At 74.4% G+C, this 16,980-nt stretch carries 1 protein-coding gene; it reads right to left on the bottom strand.

The window, feature by feature from the left end; genetic code table 11:
• Positions 1-16,980, bottom strand: a 16,980-nt coding sequence (locus tag ACWCPF_RS44730; RefSeq protein ID WP_451050911.1) for an amino acid adenylation domain-containing protein, incomplete at both ends; no start/stop codon positions are given.

The raw sequence follows: 16,980 nt of genomic DNA, 5'->3' as shown, positions 1-16,980 counted from the left end.
CTGGTCGCGTTCAATGGAGCACTCGCCGAGAACCCGGATCGGGTCTCGGGCACGGTCTTCCAACCGCGCGGCGAGGCGGCGGGCCTGCTCCAGGAGCCGGTCGGCGTCCCGGGCGGAGAGCACGGCGAGCTGCGGGCCGGCCGGGCGGGGCGGGCCGGCCGGCTCCTTCGGTGCGCCGACGTACTCCTGGAGGATGACGTGCGCGTTGGTGCCACCGGCCCCGAAGGAGCTGACGCCCGCGGTCCTGGGCCGCTCGGTGCCGTCGGCGCGCAGCCGGCGCGGCCACGCCGCGCCCTCGCGCTGGACCCTGAAGGGGGTCGCCGCGAAGTCGATGTTCGGGTTGAGCTCGTCGGCGTGCAGGGAGGGGGCCAGCTCTCCGTGGCGCATCTGGAGCAGCACCTTGGTGACCGCCGCGACGCCCGCCGCCGACTCGGCGTGCCCGATGTTCGCCTTCACCGAGCCGATCGGCAGAACATCTGGCGCGTCAGGTCCGAAAGCCCGCATCAGGCCGGTGATCTCCACCGGGTCGCCGAGCGCCGTGCCGGTGCCGTGTGCCTCCAGGTAGTCGAGGTCCGCCGGGCGCAGCCCGGCCCGGTCGAGCGCGGCCCGCACCAGGTCGCCCTGTGCCTTGGGGTTGGGCACGTTGAAGCCGCGGCCCGTGCCCCCGTGGTTGACGGCGGAGGCCTTGACCACCGCCAGGATCCGGTCGCCGTCGGCCAGGGCCGCGTCGAGGCGCTTGAGCAGGACCGCGCCGGAGCCCTCGGCCGGGACGTAGCCGGTGCCGCCCGCGCCGAAGCTGCGGCACCGGCCGTCCTCCGCGAGGAAGCCCCGCCAGGCCAGTTGGAGGTATTTCGCCGGGTGGCTGGAGATGTTGACCCCGCCGGCGACCGCGACCTCGCAGTCACCGGCGCGGATGGCCTGGCACGCCTGGTGGATGGTGACCAGTGCGGAGGAGCACATGGTGTCCACGGCGACGCTGGGCCCGGTGAAGTCGAAGAAGTACGACACCCGGTTGGCGACCGAGGCATAGGACGAGTGCGGCGGCAGGCCTTCGCCGCGCAGCGCCTCCGAGACGCCGTAGAGCTGGTACTGGCCGTACATCATGCCGACGAACACACCGGTGCGGGAGCCGCGCAGTTGTTCGCGGGTGCAGCCGGCGTCCTCCAGCAGATGCCAGACCGTCTCCAGGAACACGCGCTCCTGCGGGTCGGTGTGCTCGGCCTCGATCTGCGACATCCGGAAGAACAGCGGGTCGAAGCGGTCGGCGTCGCGGAGGAAGCCGCCCCATTTGCCGTACGTCCTGCCGACGGCCGACTTGTCGGCGGCGTAGAACCTGCTGTGGTCCCAGCGGTCGGCCGGCACCTCCTGGACGCTGTCCCGGCCGGCCCGCAGGTTCCGCCAGAACTCGTCGACGTCGTCGGCCTCGGGGTAGCGCCCCGCGACGCCGATGATCGCGATGTCGCCGGCGTCGGAGGCAGCGGGCGCGCCGGGCGCGTCGCCCTCGGCGAAGACCGCGGCCGGCGGGACGAGTTCGGCGGGCGGGGCCTCGATGCGCGGCGGGGTGAACGCGGCCGGGTGCGCGGCGGCCAGGTGGTCCGCCAGCTCGCGTACCGTCACATGCTCGAACAGCAGGGTCTTCGACAGGGGGCCGAAGTCCTCCTCCAGCCGCCGGGTCACGGCGAGGGTGATCAGTGAGTCCACGCCGTAGTGGTCGAAGGGCTCGGTGGCGGCGATCTCCGCCTCGGGGAGCTTCAGCTCCTCCGCGACGATCCGCAGGACCAATTGCTCGGCCCGGCCCCGGGCGTCCGCCCGGTCCTGCGATGCGCCGACGGGCTCGGCCGGGCTCGGCTCCGGGCTGGGCTTCGGGCTCGGCTTCGGGCCGCCGTCGAGCGCGGCCAGGATTCGGGCCGGGTCGCCGGGGGCGAGCAGCAGCCTGGGCGCGGACGACGCCAGCGCCCGTTCCAGCGCGTCCAGCGCCGGCCGGGTGCGCAGCGGACGCAGGCCGGCCACCCGGGCCGCGTACTCCTGGGTGGCGGCGTCGACGCGCATGCCGCCGTCCGCCCAGACCGGCCAGGCCGCGGCGAGGGTGCGGCCCCGCCGGTGACCTGAGCGACGCCGTTGTTCCCGCTGCTCGGCGAAGTGGTCGAGGAAGGCGTTGGCGAAGGCGTAATCGGTCTGGCCCGCGTTGCCGAGCGCGGCGGAGGCGGAGGAGAAGGCCACGAAGTGGTCGAGCGGTTCGTCCCGCGTCGCCTCGTCCAGCAGCACGGTGCCGTGCACCTTGGCGGCCAGCACCGCCTCCGCGTCCGCCCGGTCCCTGCCGTGCAGCAGGCCGTCGCGCAGGACTCCGGCCGCGTGCAGCACGCCGCCGACCGTGCCGTGCGCGTGTCGCGCCTCGTCGATCAGCGCGCGGACCGCGGCGGGGTCGGTGACGTCGGCCCGGATCACGCGGGCGCCGATGGCCTCGATCCGGGCGCGGGCCTGCGGTGTGGGTGCGGTGCGGGCGGCGAGCACGATCCCGCCCGCGGACCGGCCCGCGGCGCGCCGTACGGCGGCGATGTGCTCGGCCAGCAGCAGGCCGAGCGCGCCCGTGCCGCCGGTGATGATCTGGGCTCCCGTCCCGAGGAACGCGGAGGCGGTCGGGGTGGGCAGGCTCACCTGGCGCCAGGCGCGCCGGGTGCGGCCGGCCGCGCCGACGCGTGCCTCGGGCCCGTCGGCGGTGGCGAGTTCGGCGGCCACCGCCTCGGGGAGCCGGCCGTCCGCCACGGCCAGGACGCTCATGTCGAGCGCGGGGTGTTCCCGGCGGACGGCGCGGGCGAAGGCGGCCATCGCCGGATGTGCGGGCGAGGCGGCCGGCTCGCGGTACACGTACAGGTAGCGCAGGGGGCCTCGCCGCTCCCGCTGCCAGGCCTGGAGGAACGCCCTCGCGGTGTGGAGACCGTGCTCCAGCGCCTCGCCGGGCGGCCCGGCGTCCGGACCGGCCAGATGCACCACGTGCGCGGGCCCGGAGCCCGCGGCGCGAACCGCCGCCGCCGCGTCGAATCCGGCGCCGGTCGCGACGATCCGGGTGCTCAGGCCCGCCGCGGTGAGGGCTGCACGCACCTCCAGGCCTTCGTGCCCGGCGTCCAGCACCAGCGCAGTTCCCGTCGGTCGACGCCCGGTCGGCGGGGCTGTCTGCCAGACCGGTTCGAACGCGGCCACCGCGTCCGTCGTCTCCTCCGAGGCCGTCGGGCGCGCGATGGGCACGGTGGGCGCGGTGGGCACGGCCCGGAGGGTGAAGGCGTCGATCGTCATGAGCACCTCGCCGGACCGGTCCAGCAGGGCCACGTCGAAGCAGAGGGTGCCGGCCCCGGCCGGGCGGGCGGCGGGAGCGGCATGGGCGTACAGCCGCTCCGGCAGGTCGGCGTACCGCCGCACCGAGCCCAGCGAGTACGGCAGATAGGACAGCGCACGCGCCGAGTCCTGCGCGGCGGACGCGAGCAGGCCCGCCGTCTGCAGCGCCGCGTCGAGCAGCGAGGGGTGGAACACGTACCCGCCCCGGTCGGGGAGCTGGGGTCCGGGCAGCCGCAGCGTCGCGAGCGCCTCCCGCTCCCCCACGGCGAGTTCCTCGATCGCCTGAAGGCTCGGGCCGTAGGCGAAGCCCAGTCGGACGAAGGCCTCGTAGCAGCTCGCCCCGCGCCGCACGTCCGTGCAGTGGGCGCGGACGGCCGACAGGTCGACCGGGTCGGGGCGGCCCTCGGGCGCGCCGAACAGGAGTGTGCCGTGGGCGTGGGCCGGGGAGTCGTCCCCGGCGGTCCGCACCTCGAAGGACGCACCGGTGACGCGGACCGACAGCCGGCGTTCGGCTCCGGCGGGGATCCGGACCGGGGTGGCCCACACCAGGCCGTCGACGCCCCGTACCGGGCTGTCCGCGGCGAGTTCGCCGGCCAGCCTGGCCATCTCCAGGTAGGCCACTCCGGGCAGCACCGGCTCGCCGCCGACGATGTGGTCGCGGAGGAAGAACTCCGTCCCGGTGAAGGTCTTGCCGAACGTCCGCTCGTCGGCCGTGGACCGGTCGGTGTCGAGCAGGGTCGGGTGCAGCCGGGGCGCGGTGCGTTCCGGCTGCGGGGAGCCGGAGAACCAGTACCGGGGGCCGGCGAAGGGATAGGCGGGCAGATGCACCCGGCGTCGCTCCGCCCCGCGGTGCAGGGCCGCCCAGTCGACCTCGGCGCCGGCCACCCAGTCGTGGGCGAGGGCGGTCAGGTCACGGGGCGCGGCGGCCGAGTGCGCCACAGCCGCTCGCTGCGCCTGCCCGACGCTCGCGCGGGACGGCCGGCCGGCGAGGTGCGCGGTGAGCTCGGCCCGCAGGCCCGCGGCTCCGTCCGCGACCACGGCCAGCCGGTGCGCCATCGGCTCCCGGCCCGTCTGCAGGGTGTACGCCAGGTCCCCCGCGTGGACGTCCTGCTCGGCCAGATGGTCGGCGAGCCGCCCGGCGACGGCGCGCAGCGCCTCGGGGGTGCGGGCGGACAGCACGAAGAGTTGCTCGGCCGTTTCCTCGCCGCGGGAGTCGGGCATGTGCGATTCCTCCAGCACTACGTGTGCGTTGGCCCCGCCGAAGCCGAAGGAGCTGACCCCGGCGCGGCGCGGCAGCTCACCTCCCGCCGCATCGCGTGGCCGTGGCCAGGGCCGGACGGTGTCGGCCACCTCGAACGGGCCGCCGTCCAGCTCCAGATAGGGGTTCGGCTCCTCCAAGTGCAGGACGGCCGGGACGGTGCCGTGCTGCAGCGCGAGCACCGCCTTGAACAGCCCGGCGATGCCCGCCGCGGCCTCCAGATGCCCGATGTTGGTCTTCACCGACCCGATCAGGCAGCCGGGGCCGGGCTCCGCCGCCGTCGAGGCGGCTTCGGCCCGCTCCGCGCGGAGCCGGCGGAAGGCGGCGCTCAGTCCGGCGGTCTCGATCGGGTCGCCGAGCGCGGTGCCGGTGCCGTGGGTCTCGATGTAGCCGACGGTCTCCACCGGCACGTCGGCCGCGCGGTAGGCCTCGACCAGCAGGTCCGCCTGCGCGTCCGGGTTCGGGGCGGTCAGTGAGGTGGTGCGGCCGCCGTGTCCGGCGACGGCCGCCTTGATCACCGCGTGCACGGCGTCGCCGTCGCGCCGCGCCCGGGCGGCCGGCTTGAGCAGCACGACGCCGACGCCCTCGCCGCGGACATAGCCGTCGGCGCGGCTGTCGAACGTCTTGCACCGGCCGTCGGGGCTGAGCATCTCGCCCTGGCTGAGCACGTCGTACACGCTCGGCGTGAGGATCAGGTTGACGCCGCCGGCGACGGCCAGGTCGCAGGTCCCGTCGCGCAGCGCGGCGCAGGCCTGCTGGACGGCCGTGAGCGAGCCCGAGCATGCGGTGTCGACGGCGATGCTCGGACCGCGCAGGTCCAGCAGGTAGGACACCCGGTTCGGGATGATCGACAGCGCGGCGCCGGTGGCCGTGTGGCCCTGGGGAGCGGTTCCGGCCGCCCGCTGGGCCTCCAGGTAGTCGGCGCCCGCGACGCCGATGAACACGCCGACGCGTTTTCCGGCGAGGTCGCCGGGGCGGTGGCCCGCGTCCTCCACGGCCGACCAGACCGCTTCGAGAAGCAGCCGCTGCTGGGGGTCCATCAGTTCGACTTCGCGCGGAGAGATGCCGAAGAAGGCCGCGTCGAAGCGGTCCACGTCGTCGAGGAAGCCGCCCCAGCGCGAGCGGGAGAGCGGTCGCTCCCGCCAGTCCCAGCGGTTCGCGGGGACCTCGCCCACCAGGTCGTCCCCGGCGAGGAGGTGCGCCCAGAACTCCTTCAGGTCGGCCGAGCCGGGCAGCCGCCCGGCCATCCCGATGACGGCGACGTCCGTGCCCGGCCGTCCCCCGGCGGTCCGCGTCTCCTGCGGCGCGGGCCGCGGCTCGACGGCGGCGGCGGAGCCGACGACGGTGTCGGCGTCGGCGTCGGCGTCGGCGTCGGCGTCGGCGTCGGCGTCGGCGTCGGCGTCGGCGTCGGCGTCGGCGTCGGCGTCGGCGTCCGTGAAGTGCTCGGCCAGTCGGTCGGCATGGTGTTCCCACAGGTGTGCGGCGAGCGCCGCCAGGGTGCCCCGGCGGTAGAACAGCGTCGGATAGACCTCGATGCCGTACGCCTCGCGCAGTTCCACGCTGAGGGCGGTGAATCCCACCGAGTTCATGCCCGCCTCGCCGAGCGGGAGGTGCGCCCCGATCTCCTCGGCGGGCGTTCCCGACAGACGGCCGACCAGCGTCGCGAGCTCGGCGATCAGCGCCTCGACCCGGCCGCCGCCCGCGGGCCGTTGCGGGATCATCGGCGGATTGTCTCCGACGATGCCGAAGCGGCCCCGCAATTCGGAGAGCGGCAGCGTGGCGAGGGTGGTGCGGTCGACCTTCTCGTTCAGCGTGCGGGGGAACCCGGTCACCCGCAGCAGCGCGGCCGGGACCATGTGGTCCGGCAGCCAGCGGGCCAACTGCTCCCGCGTCGGCTCTGCGAACCCGTCGGACTGTACGTAGCAGGCCAGCAGCGAACGGTCGCCGCCTTCCGGGCCCCGTGCCACGACGACGGCCTCGCGGACCCCGGCCACGCGGCGCAACGTCGCCTCGATCTCCTCCGGTTCCACCCGGAAGCCCCGGACCTTCACCTGTGCGTCGATCCGCCCCAGGTACTCGATCCGCCCGTCGGGCCTGCGGCGCGCCAGATCGCCCGTGCGGTACATGCGCGCCTCGGCCCCGGCCGCGAACGGATCGGGCAGGAAGCGTTCGGCGGTCAGCTCCGGGCGGTTCAGGTATCCGTCGGCGACCCCCTGTCCGCCGATGTACAGCTCGCCGGGCACCCCGGTCGGCACCGGTCGGCGGGCGCTGTCCAGCACGTGGAGGGAGGTGTTCGCGATCGGGGTCCCGATGGTCACCCGCTCCCCGGCGGCCAGCCGGCTCGCCGCCGACCAGACGGTGGTCTCGGTCGGGCCGTACAGGTTCCACACCTCGCGGTTGCCGGCGAGCAGCGCCCGCGCGGTCTCCTCGGGGAGCGCCTCGCCGCCGCACAGCACCCTGAGTCCGGGGCTGCCGCGCCAGCCCGCGGCCAGCAGCATGCTCCAGGTCGCGGGCGTCGCCTGCATCACCGTGGCGCCGCTGCGCTCGACGGCCTCGCGCAGCCGCAGCCCGTCCCGGGCCGCCTCCGTCGGCAGGATCTCCACGGCGCCGCCGCTGATCAGCGGCAGATACAGCTCCAGTGCGGCGATGTCGAAGCAGACCGTGGTCACGGCCAGCAGTGTGTCGGCGGGGCCGAAGCCCGGCTCCCGGGCCATCGACCACAGGAAGTTGGTCAGCGCCCGGTGCGGGACGCGGACGCCCTTGGGCCGGCCGGTCGAGCCGGAGGTGTAGATCACATAGGCGGTGTCCGCCGGTTCGGCGGGCCCCGGGGAGGCAGCGGCGGGCGGGGCCTCATGCCCGTCCACGAGGCCCCCGTGGTCCGCCGGGTTCCCGTCCAAGAGGTCGCCGTCCACGAGGAGCCGTGGCACCGTCGTGTACCCGCTCGGGACGGCGGAGTGCGTGAGCATCAGCTGCAGGCCGGCGTCCTGCGCCATGTACGCGAGCCGCTCCGGTGGATACGACGGGTCGAACGGGACGTAGGTGCCACCGGCGGCCTGCACCGCCAGCAGCGCCACCGGCAGGTCCGCGGCGCGCGGCAGCGACACGCCCACCGTGCGGCCGCGGCCCACACCGGCCGCGGCGAGGCGGGCCGCCAGCGCCGCCACCCGCTCTTTCAGCCGTCCGTAGGTCAGCTCGGTCCCCGCGCAGCGGATCGCAACCGCCTCGGGGCGGGCCTCGGCCTGTCGTCGCACCAGCTCCCACACCGTGGTTTCCGCCGGGAAGTCCGCCACCGCGGGCGGGGCGAGCGCCGCCCGCTCCCGCTCGGTCAGCAGCTCCAGCTCGCCGACGGCGGTCTCGGGCGCCCCGACGGCGGACGCCAGCAGGGTGACGAAGTGCTCCCCGAACCGCTCCACCGTCGCGGCGTCGAACAGGTCGGGGTTGTACTTGAGCGTGTACCGGCAGCCCTCGGCCTCGTCCACGAGGTCCAGGGTCAGGTCGAACTCGCCCTCCTGGTGCACGCCTTCGACCCGGCCGCGCACCAGGCCGTCGGCACGCAGGTCGCGGGCCCAGTTGTGGAAGTAGAACGCCACGTCGAAGGGCGCGGCCGAGGCGGCGGGGTCCGCGCGCCGCAGCTCCTCCACGAGCGTCAGCAACGGGTAGGCGCTGTGTTCCAGTGCGCTCAGCACCGTGCGGTGCACCCGGTGGAGCAGGGTGCGGAAGGTCTCCCGGCCGTCGACCCGCTCGGCCAGCACCACCATGTTCATGAAGTAGCCGAGCACGTCGTCGTAGCCGCTCGGGGGACGGCCCGCCGTCGGGGTGCCGACGGCGACGTCGGCCGTGTCGCCGTACCGGTGCAGCAGCGTGAGGAAGCCGGTGAGCAGGACGCTGGACAGCGTGGACCGCTCGCTGCGAGCCAGCGCGCGGGCCTGGTCCGACACGGCGGCGGGAACGCGTCCCGTGACGCTCTCGCCCCGGAAGCCGGGCACGGGCGGGCGCGGCCGGTCCAGGGGGAGCGGCAGCGTGGACCGGCGGTCCCGCAGCCGCTCCACCCAGTACGCGCGCAGCCGCTCTCCTTCCGGCCCGGCGAGCAGTTCGCGCTGCCAGGCGGTGAAGTCGGCGAAGGTGCGGCCGGGCCGTTCGGCCGGCAGCGGGCGGCCTTCGCGGACGGCGCGATACCCGCGCTCCACCTCCTGGAGCAGCAGCGGGATGGACACCCCGTCGAGAACCAGATGATGCACGGTCAGCAGCAGCGCCTGGCGGCCGTCGCCCAGGGTGTACAGCGTGGCCCGCGCCAACGGGCCCCGGGTCAGGTCGAACGGCTGGCGGGCCTCGGCGCGGATCCGGTCGCGCAGGTCGGTGTCCGCCGCCGAGGTCAGGAACACCTGCTGGAACGGCAGTTCCGGCTCCGCCGCGATCCGGACGTACGGCCCCCCGTCCTCGCCGGTGCGGATCGCCGCCCGCAGCTCTTCGTGCCGGTCCAGCAGGTCCTGGAGGACGACGCGCAAGACGAGCACGTCGACGTCGGGGGCGAGCCAGAAGGCGAGCGGCAGGTTGTAGGCGTGGTTGCCCGGGGCGATCTGCTCGATCACCCACAGCGCGCGCTGGCCCTCCGAGAGAGGATGACCGGTCGCGTCCAGGTCGAGATCGGTCCGGGGACGCAGCACCTGTTCCTGAAGGGAGGTGAGCAGGACGGGCAGGACGGTGGGCTCGGCGGTCGGCGAGGTGGTGGGCTCGGGGGTGGGTGCGGTGGATGGCTCGGGGGTGGGAGGCGTGGTGTCGGGCAGCCAGTCGGCGAGCAGGTGCCCGGTCAGCTCACGCAGCGTGGGGCGTTCGAAGAACTCCTCCAGCGGTACGGTCACGCCGAACGCCTCGTCCACGGCGGACACGATCTTCATCCCGCTGAGCGAGTCGAAGCCGTAGTCGGCCAGCGGACGGTCGGGGTCGATCCGCACGTCCAGTTTGAGAACCCGCTCCAGCAGCTCGCGCAGCCGCTCACCGACCGTGTCGGCCCTGTCGGCCCTGTCGGCCTGGTCTGCCGTATCGGTCCTGTCGGTGCTCGCCGTCGCCCCGGTCGTCCCCGTCGTCGGGCTGTCGTGCAGGACTCCGTCGCTCTCCGCGACGAGTACGTGCTGGCCCAGGCCGCCGCCACCCGTCTCGTCGCCGAGGATGCCGGCCCGGATGAAGCCCTCCTCCCTCAGGAGGCGACTCCAGCTCTCGGGCGCGACCAGCGGAGAGTCGGGGATGCGCAGATCGGTGTCCTGGAAGGCCCACCAGCCCTCCATCACGCCGCCGCCGACGGTGAGATACGGCCGGATGGAGGTGAGTTCGTTGAGCACGAGTCGGCCGCCGGGCTTGAGCAGCGCCTTGACCTTGCGCAGGGTGGCGCGCAGATTCCTGGTCGCGTGCACGACGTTGGTGGCCAGCACGACGTCGGCCGTCCCCGGGGTGAACCCCTGTTCGGTCAGGCCGCGTTCAAGATTGAGCAGCTCGAACCGGACGAACGGATGACGCCCGGCGAACCGCTCACGGCCGTACTCCAGGAAGCGTGGCGAGATGTCGGTGAAGGTGTAGCCGACCCGCCCCGGCTGCCCGGCCAGGGCCGGCAGCACGCGTTCGCTGGTGGCGCCGGTGCCCGCGCCCAGCTCCACCACCTGGAACGTCTCCCCGTCCGGCAGCTGCGGCAGCCGGGCGTCGAGGAGGTCCCGGACGACGTCCGCCACCAGCGCGTTGAAGAAGTCGGTGAGCGGGTTGCCCTGGTAGAGGTTCTCCACCAGTTGCATCGAGGTCCCGGGGAACATCACCTCGGTCCCCACCAACTCGCCGCGCAGCAGCTGCGGGTACACCCGCAGGAACTCGCGGTTGAGGGTGACGGTGGGCTCGATGTCCGGGTACGCGACCGCGACCCGGTCGAACTCGGCTTCCCAGCCCGTCGCGCCGGACGCGTCCGCGCTGTCCGCCTTCGCGGTGGTGACGAGTGCGTCGCCGTCCCGGGTGAGGAACCCGGCCCCGGTCAGGAGGCCGAGCAGTGCCTCGTGCAGCCGCTGGAACTTGTCCCGGATGCGCAGTCGGCCGCGCAGTTCCTCACTCCGGTATCGCTCACCCGACCTCTGAAACACGCCCATGCGCCGGTAGGCGGCGAACACTCCGGACACCGAGACCGCGTCCAACTCCGCGAAGCCGGCGAGCACTCGGGCCACGGCGGGGTCGAGGAGGCCGGTCGTCCCGCCCTCCGAGGCCGGGGCCACGGCTGTGACCGGTGCGATCGGTGCGATCGGTGCGATCGGTGCCGCTACGGCGGGGCGGGCGGGAATCCACAGGCGCTTGCGGGCGAACGGGTAGGTGGGCAGCTCGATTCGGCGGGCGACGCCCGGAGTGATCCGCGACCAGTCGATCTCCGCACCGGTCAGCCACCGCTCGGCCACCGCGGCCAAGTCCCGTCGCGCCAGCGCCTGTTCCAGGGCATGCGCCTGCACCGGATCGAGCTGTGTCACCGCACGGGTGACCCGACCGGTGCCGACCCGCTCGTCGGCTTCGCCCGCCGCATACGCCTCCAGCAGCGAAGCAGCCTCGGCGACCGAACCGACGGCGAAGGCCAGACGGCACTCGTGGGCGGTACGGCCCGACTGGAGGGTGTGGACCACGTCGGCGAGCCGTGGAGCCCGCTCGACAGCGGCAGTTTCGGTCTCCTTCCCGGCCGCCTTCCCGGAGTCCTTCCCGGAGTCCTTCACCGACGTCCGGCCTCCGGAGGCCGCCTTCTCGACCGCCTGCGCCACCGCGCCGATGGTGTCCGCGGCCATGGCCGCCGTGGGCAGCTCGGCTCCCAACTCCTCGGCCAGCAGGGCGAAATAGTGGGCGCGCTCAGCCACCCCGAATCCGCAGTCGACCAGGTCGGTGTCCAGGTCGAGAGAGGCCGGCGCCACACCGGCCAGCTCGGCGGCCAGCCGAAGGCAACGGCCGGGGACGTCCGCCGCCGCGCCCCCGGACGCCCTCGACGGCGCCGGCGCCTTCGCGGCCCCCCGGCGCAGGAAGGACGCCAGATCCGCCGCGGACGCCCGCAGCCGGTCCTCGCTCTGCGCGGAGAGCACCAGGAGCTGCTCCGCCTGGTCCTGCGTCGGCTCCGAAGCCTCGGCCATCGGGTATTCCTCCATGATCACGCAGGCGTTCGAGCCGCCCGCCCCGAAGGAGCTGACGACGGCGCGCAGCGGCAGTCCGTCGGACGCGCCGTCGTCCGTGCTCCGCGCAGCCGAAGAGCCCTGCCGTGTCCAGGGCTGGAGGGTCTGCTGTATCTCGAACGGCGTGGTGGTGAGGTCGATCTCCGGGTTGGGGCGCGCCGAGTGCAGCGACGGCGCGAGCGCGCGGTGCCGGAACTGGAGCAGCACCTTCGTCAGTCCGGCGATGCCGGCCGCCGACTCCAGATGGCCGATGTTGGTCTTCACCGAGCCGACGGCCACCCTCGGCCGCCGGGCGCGCTCCTCGGGGTCGATCCGTCCGCCGAACGCCTCGACGAGGCCGACGATCTCGATGGGGTCGCCGAGCGGGGTGCCGGTGCCGTGCGCCTCCACATAGCCGACGGTGTCCGCCGCCACCCCGGCGCGGTCCAGCGCCGTGCGGATCACCTCGCTCTGCGCGGCCGGGCTCGGCACGGTGTAACCCCCCGTGTTTCCACCGGAGTTGACGGCGGAGCCGCGGATGACGCCGAGGATGCGGTCCCCGTCGGCGAGCGCCTTCCCCAGCGGCCTGAGCAGGACCGCGCCCACGCCCTCGCCGTCGACGAAGCCGTCCGCGTCCGCCCCGAAGGCCTTGAGCCGGTCGCCGCGCGAGAGCATGCCGGCCTGGGCCAGCCCGTGCAGATGTTGCGGGTGCAGGATCAGGTTGACGCCGCCCACGACAGCGGCGGCGCAGTCGCCGTTCCTGATGCTCTGACAGGCCAGATGCACCGCGGTCAGCGAGGCCGAGCACGCGGTGTCCACGGCGAGGCTCGGCCCGGTGAAGCCGAAGAAGTACGACACCCGGTTGGCGACCGACCAGTGCCGGGAGTGGGCGTCCGTCGGCACGCCGAGCGCGTTCGCCGCGCCGCCCATCCACTCGTAGTCGCTGTTCATCACGCCGACGAACACTCCGACCGGGCCCTGCGCGGCGAGCCGGGCCGCCGGGTGCCCGGCGTCCTCGAGGGTCGCGGCCGCGGTCTCCAGGAACAGGCGCTCCTGAGGGTCCATCGCCTCGGCCTCGGCGGGCGAGATCCGGAAGAACAGCGGGTCGAACCGGTCGACGTCGTCAAGGAAGCCGGCCCACCTGCCGTAGCCGCCGCTCGTCCCGGCCGGGTCGTGGCGCGCGTCCGCGTTCCAGCGGTCCGCGTCCCAGCGGTCCGCGGGCACTTCGCGGACGCAGTTGCGTCCTGCGGCCAGGTTGTCCCAGAGGTCGCCGACCGTGCGGGCCAGCGGGTAGCGACCGGCGACCCCGACGATCGCGATGCGGTCGTCGTCCTGAGTCTCCTCCGGCTCCCCCGGCTCCCGCGTCTCCTCCGTCTCCCCCGGCTCCCCCGGCTCCCGCGTCTCCTCCATCTCCCCCGTTTCGCCCGTCTCCTCGGTTCCGGCTTGTGCCGCGGGATCGCTCGTCTCGGGGGCGGCGATCGGCTCGTCGCCGAGCAGTCGGCCGGTCAGGAAGTCGGCCAGTGCCGTTGGCGTGCGGTGTTCGAAGACCATCGTCGCGGGCAGCCGCAGCCCGGTGCGCGCTCCGAGTCGGTTCCGCAGTTCCAGCGCGGCGAGCGAGGTGAACCCCAGACGCTGGAACTCGGCGTCGGGGTCGAGGTCGGCGACCGAGTCATGGCCCAGCGCCGCCGCCGTCTCCCGCAGCACCAACTCGCGTACGTGGCGCGCGCGTTCGGCCGCCGGAACGTGCCGCGGACCGGTTGCCTCGCCGGTCGCGGGGAGCCGGGCAGGACGCCGGTCCGGCTGAAGGCCCCCGGCTGCGGCCGGAGTCGGAGCACGGAACGACGAATGCAGCTCGTCGTCCGCCGTACGGTTCGTGCGCAGCGGAAGCAGGTGGGCCCGGTCGACGCGCAGAGCGGTGTCGAAGAGCGTCAGGGCGTCCTCGGTGGCCAGCGGAAGCACGCCCGCCTCGGTCAGCCGCACCAGGTCGGATGCGTCCAGGCCGCCGGTCAGGGCGCTGCGCTCGGCCCACAGGCCCCAGCCCAACGACAGGCCGGGCAGGCCCAGGCCACGGCGGTGCCGGGCCAGCGCGTCGAGGAAGGCATTGGCCGCGGCGTAGTTGCCCTGTCCCGCCGTGCCGAGCGTGGCGGCGGCCGAGGAGAACAGGACGAAGGCGGCGAGGTCGAGGTCGCGGGTCAGCTCGTGCAGATGCCAGGCGGCGTCGGCCTTCGCCGCCAGCACGTTCTTCAGACGGTCGGGGGTGAGAGAACCGATCACCCCGTCGTCCAGCGCCCCCGCCGCGTGGACGACGGCACGCAGCGGGCGGTCCTCGGGGATCTCCGCCAGCAGTGCGGCCAGTGCGTCCCGGTCGCTGACGTCGCAGGTCGCCGATGTCGCTCGCACGCCCGATGCGGTCAGCTCGTCGGCGAGCTCCGGCGCGCCTCGTCGGCTCACCAGCAGGAGGTCGCGCACCCCGTGCTCGGCGACCAGATGCCGGGCGACCAGCGCGCCGAGGGTCCCGGACGCGCCGGTGATCAGCACCGTGCCGTCGGCCGGGAACACGGAGGGCTCCGGGAACGCGGAGGGCTCCGGGAACGCGGAGGGCTCCGGGAACGCGGAGGGCTCCGGGAGCGCCGACGGCTCGGAGGTGGCGGGCGGCTCGGCGCGTACGAGTCTCGGCACGCTCGTCCCGCCGTCGCGCACCAGGACCTGCGGCGCGTCGCAGGCCAGCACGGAGGGGAGCAGCTCCGGGAGCGCTTCCGGGTCGTCGGTGTCGACGAGCACGATGCGGTCCGGGTGCTCCGTCTGCGCCGACCGCACCAGGCCCCACACCGCGGCCGCGACCGGGTCCACCTCCGTGTCCGCGTCGGCCGCCACGGCCCGGTACGTCGCGACCACCAGGCGCGCGCCACCAGAGCTGAGCGCTCCGCTGGAGGTGCCGTGATGTGCCGTCGTTCCGCTGCGGCGCCGTCGTGGCTGGTCGCGCCCGCGCGGCGGAGCCGCATATGTCAGCGCCCCGCGCCCCTTCAGGGCGCTGCCGACCCGCTTAGCCTCGGCATCTGCGTCGGCGTCGGCATCGGCGAGCCAGGTCTGCAGGTCCGCGAGCACGGCCGAGGTCACCGCCTGGACCCTGACCGGCGGTTCGCCGTCGGCGGAGGGGCAGTGCAGGACCGTGACGCCCTCGGTACCGGTCCGGGCGGCGACCGGCGGTGCGGGAACCCAGGTCACCTCGTACAGCGCGCCCTGGTCGGCGCCGCCGAAAAACGCGGCCGCCAGCGGACGCAGCGTCAGCGCGCCGACCGACAGCACGGGGTGCCCGGTGCCGTCCGCGCAGTGCAGGGACACCGAGCCGTCGGCGAGCGGTGTGATCCGTGCCCGCAGGGTCGAGATCTCCGGGTCCGCGTGCGCAGCCGCGTCCGCGTCCGCGTCCGCGTCCGGGTGCGGACGCCGTACGTCGCTGAAGCAGAACGGCAGCGCCGGCGCGGACTTCAGGTCCAGGGCGTGCAGGGCGGCGTCGAACAGCGCGGCGCGGACCGGCTCGGCGAGGGACACCTCGGCGAACAGTTCGTCGCCCCGCCGCCACAGCGCCCGCAGGCCCCGGAAGCCGGGCCCGTACTCCAGGCCCTGGGCGGCCAGGTCGTCGTACCAGGACTCGAGGTCGACCCGCTCCGCGGCGGCGGGCGGCCACTGCGCCAGGTCCGGGTCCAGGAAAGAAGCCAGGTCCCCGTCGCCGTGCTCATCACGCGGAGCGTCGGCTGTGGCGAGGGCGCCGGTCGCGTGCAGGCGCCAGTCGGCGTCGGGGAGGCGGGCGTGCAGCCACAGCGGCCGGTGACCGGTGTCGTCGACGGGGTCCACCAGCAGCTGGATCTCGATCTCGCCCTGCTCGGGCACCACCACGGGGGCTTGCAGGGTGAGTTCGTCCACCGCGTGCCCCGCCAGCAGCGCCATCTCCAGCAGGGCGGTCCCCGGCACCACCGCCCGGCCGTGTACGCGATGGTCGGTGAGCCATGGATGGCTGCGCAAGGACAGCCGACCGGTACGGACCGTACGGCCGCCGTCCGCCAGTTCGACGGGCGCGCCGAGCAACGGCTCGGGCACGCGCAGCCAGTAGGGCTTCGTCCGGAAGGCGTAGGTGGGCAGGTCCACGGGCCGGACGTCGGTGTCGTCGAACGCCTGCCTCCAGTCGACCGCGACGCCCTGGGCGTGCAGCGTGGCCGCGGACAGCAGGAACCGCCGGGTCCCGTCCTCGTCGCGGCGCAGGGTGTCCGCGACCACGACCGCGCGGTCGGCTTCGTCCACCGTGTCCTGGAGGGCCATGGTCAGCACCGGATGCGGGCTGACCTCCACGAACACCCCGTGCCCGGCCTCGACCAGGGCCCGGGTCGTCTCCTCGAACCGCACCTGCTGTCGCAGGTTCCGGTACCAGTACGCGGCGTCCAGTTCGGTGCCGTCGACCCGTTCGGCGGTGACGGTCGAGTAGAACGCCACCTCGGCCGGGCGCGGCCGCACACCGGCCAGCGACGTCAGGAGTTCCTCCCGCAGTTCTTCCACCTGGGCGGAGTGGGAGGCGTAGTCGACCGGCACGCGGCGTGCGCGTACGCCGTCGGCCTCGCAGGAGGCGAGGAGTTCGTCGAGAGCGTCCGGATCGCCGGAGACGACCACCGACGACGGTCCGCTGACCGCCGCCATGGAGATCCGGTCGCCGTACGGCTCGATCCGCTGCCGTACCCGGTCCTCGGGGGCCACCACCGACACCATCCCGCCGCGGCCCGCGAGTGCCGTCAGCGCCTTGCTGCGCCGCACGGACAGCAGCGCGCCGTCCTCCAGGGAGAGCACGCCTGCCACGCACGCGGCGGCGATCTCGCCCTGCGAGTGCCCGACGACCGCCGACGGGACGACTCCGGCCGCGCGCCATGCTTCGGCCAGCGACACCATCACCGCCCAGAGCACGGGCTGCACCACGTCCACGCGCTCCAGCGCCGCCGCGTCGCCGAGGACGTCGCGCAGCGACCAGTCGACCAGTTCGTCGAGCAGCCGCTCGCACTCGGCCATCCGCTCGGCGAACGCGGGTACGGAGTCGAGCAGTTGGACGGCCATCCCGGCCCACTGCGCGCCCTGCCCCGGGAACACGAACACCACCCGCTCATCAGCGCGCAGATCCCGGCCCTCCACCACCCCCACCGACGACTCCCCCACCGACAACGCGGCCAACCCCTCCAGCAGTTCGCCACGATCCGACGCCAC

This window comes from Streptomyces sp. NPDC001858 (genome assembly GCF_053594615.1).
The sequence above is the reverse complement of the archived record's forward strand: the minus strand, read 5'-3'. Positions and strand labels throughout refer to the sequence as shown.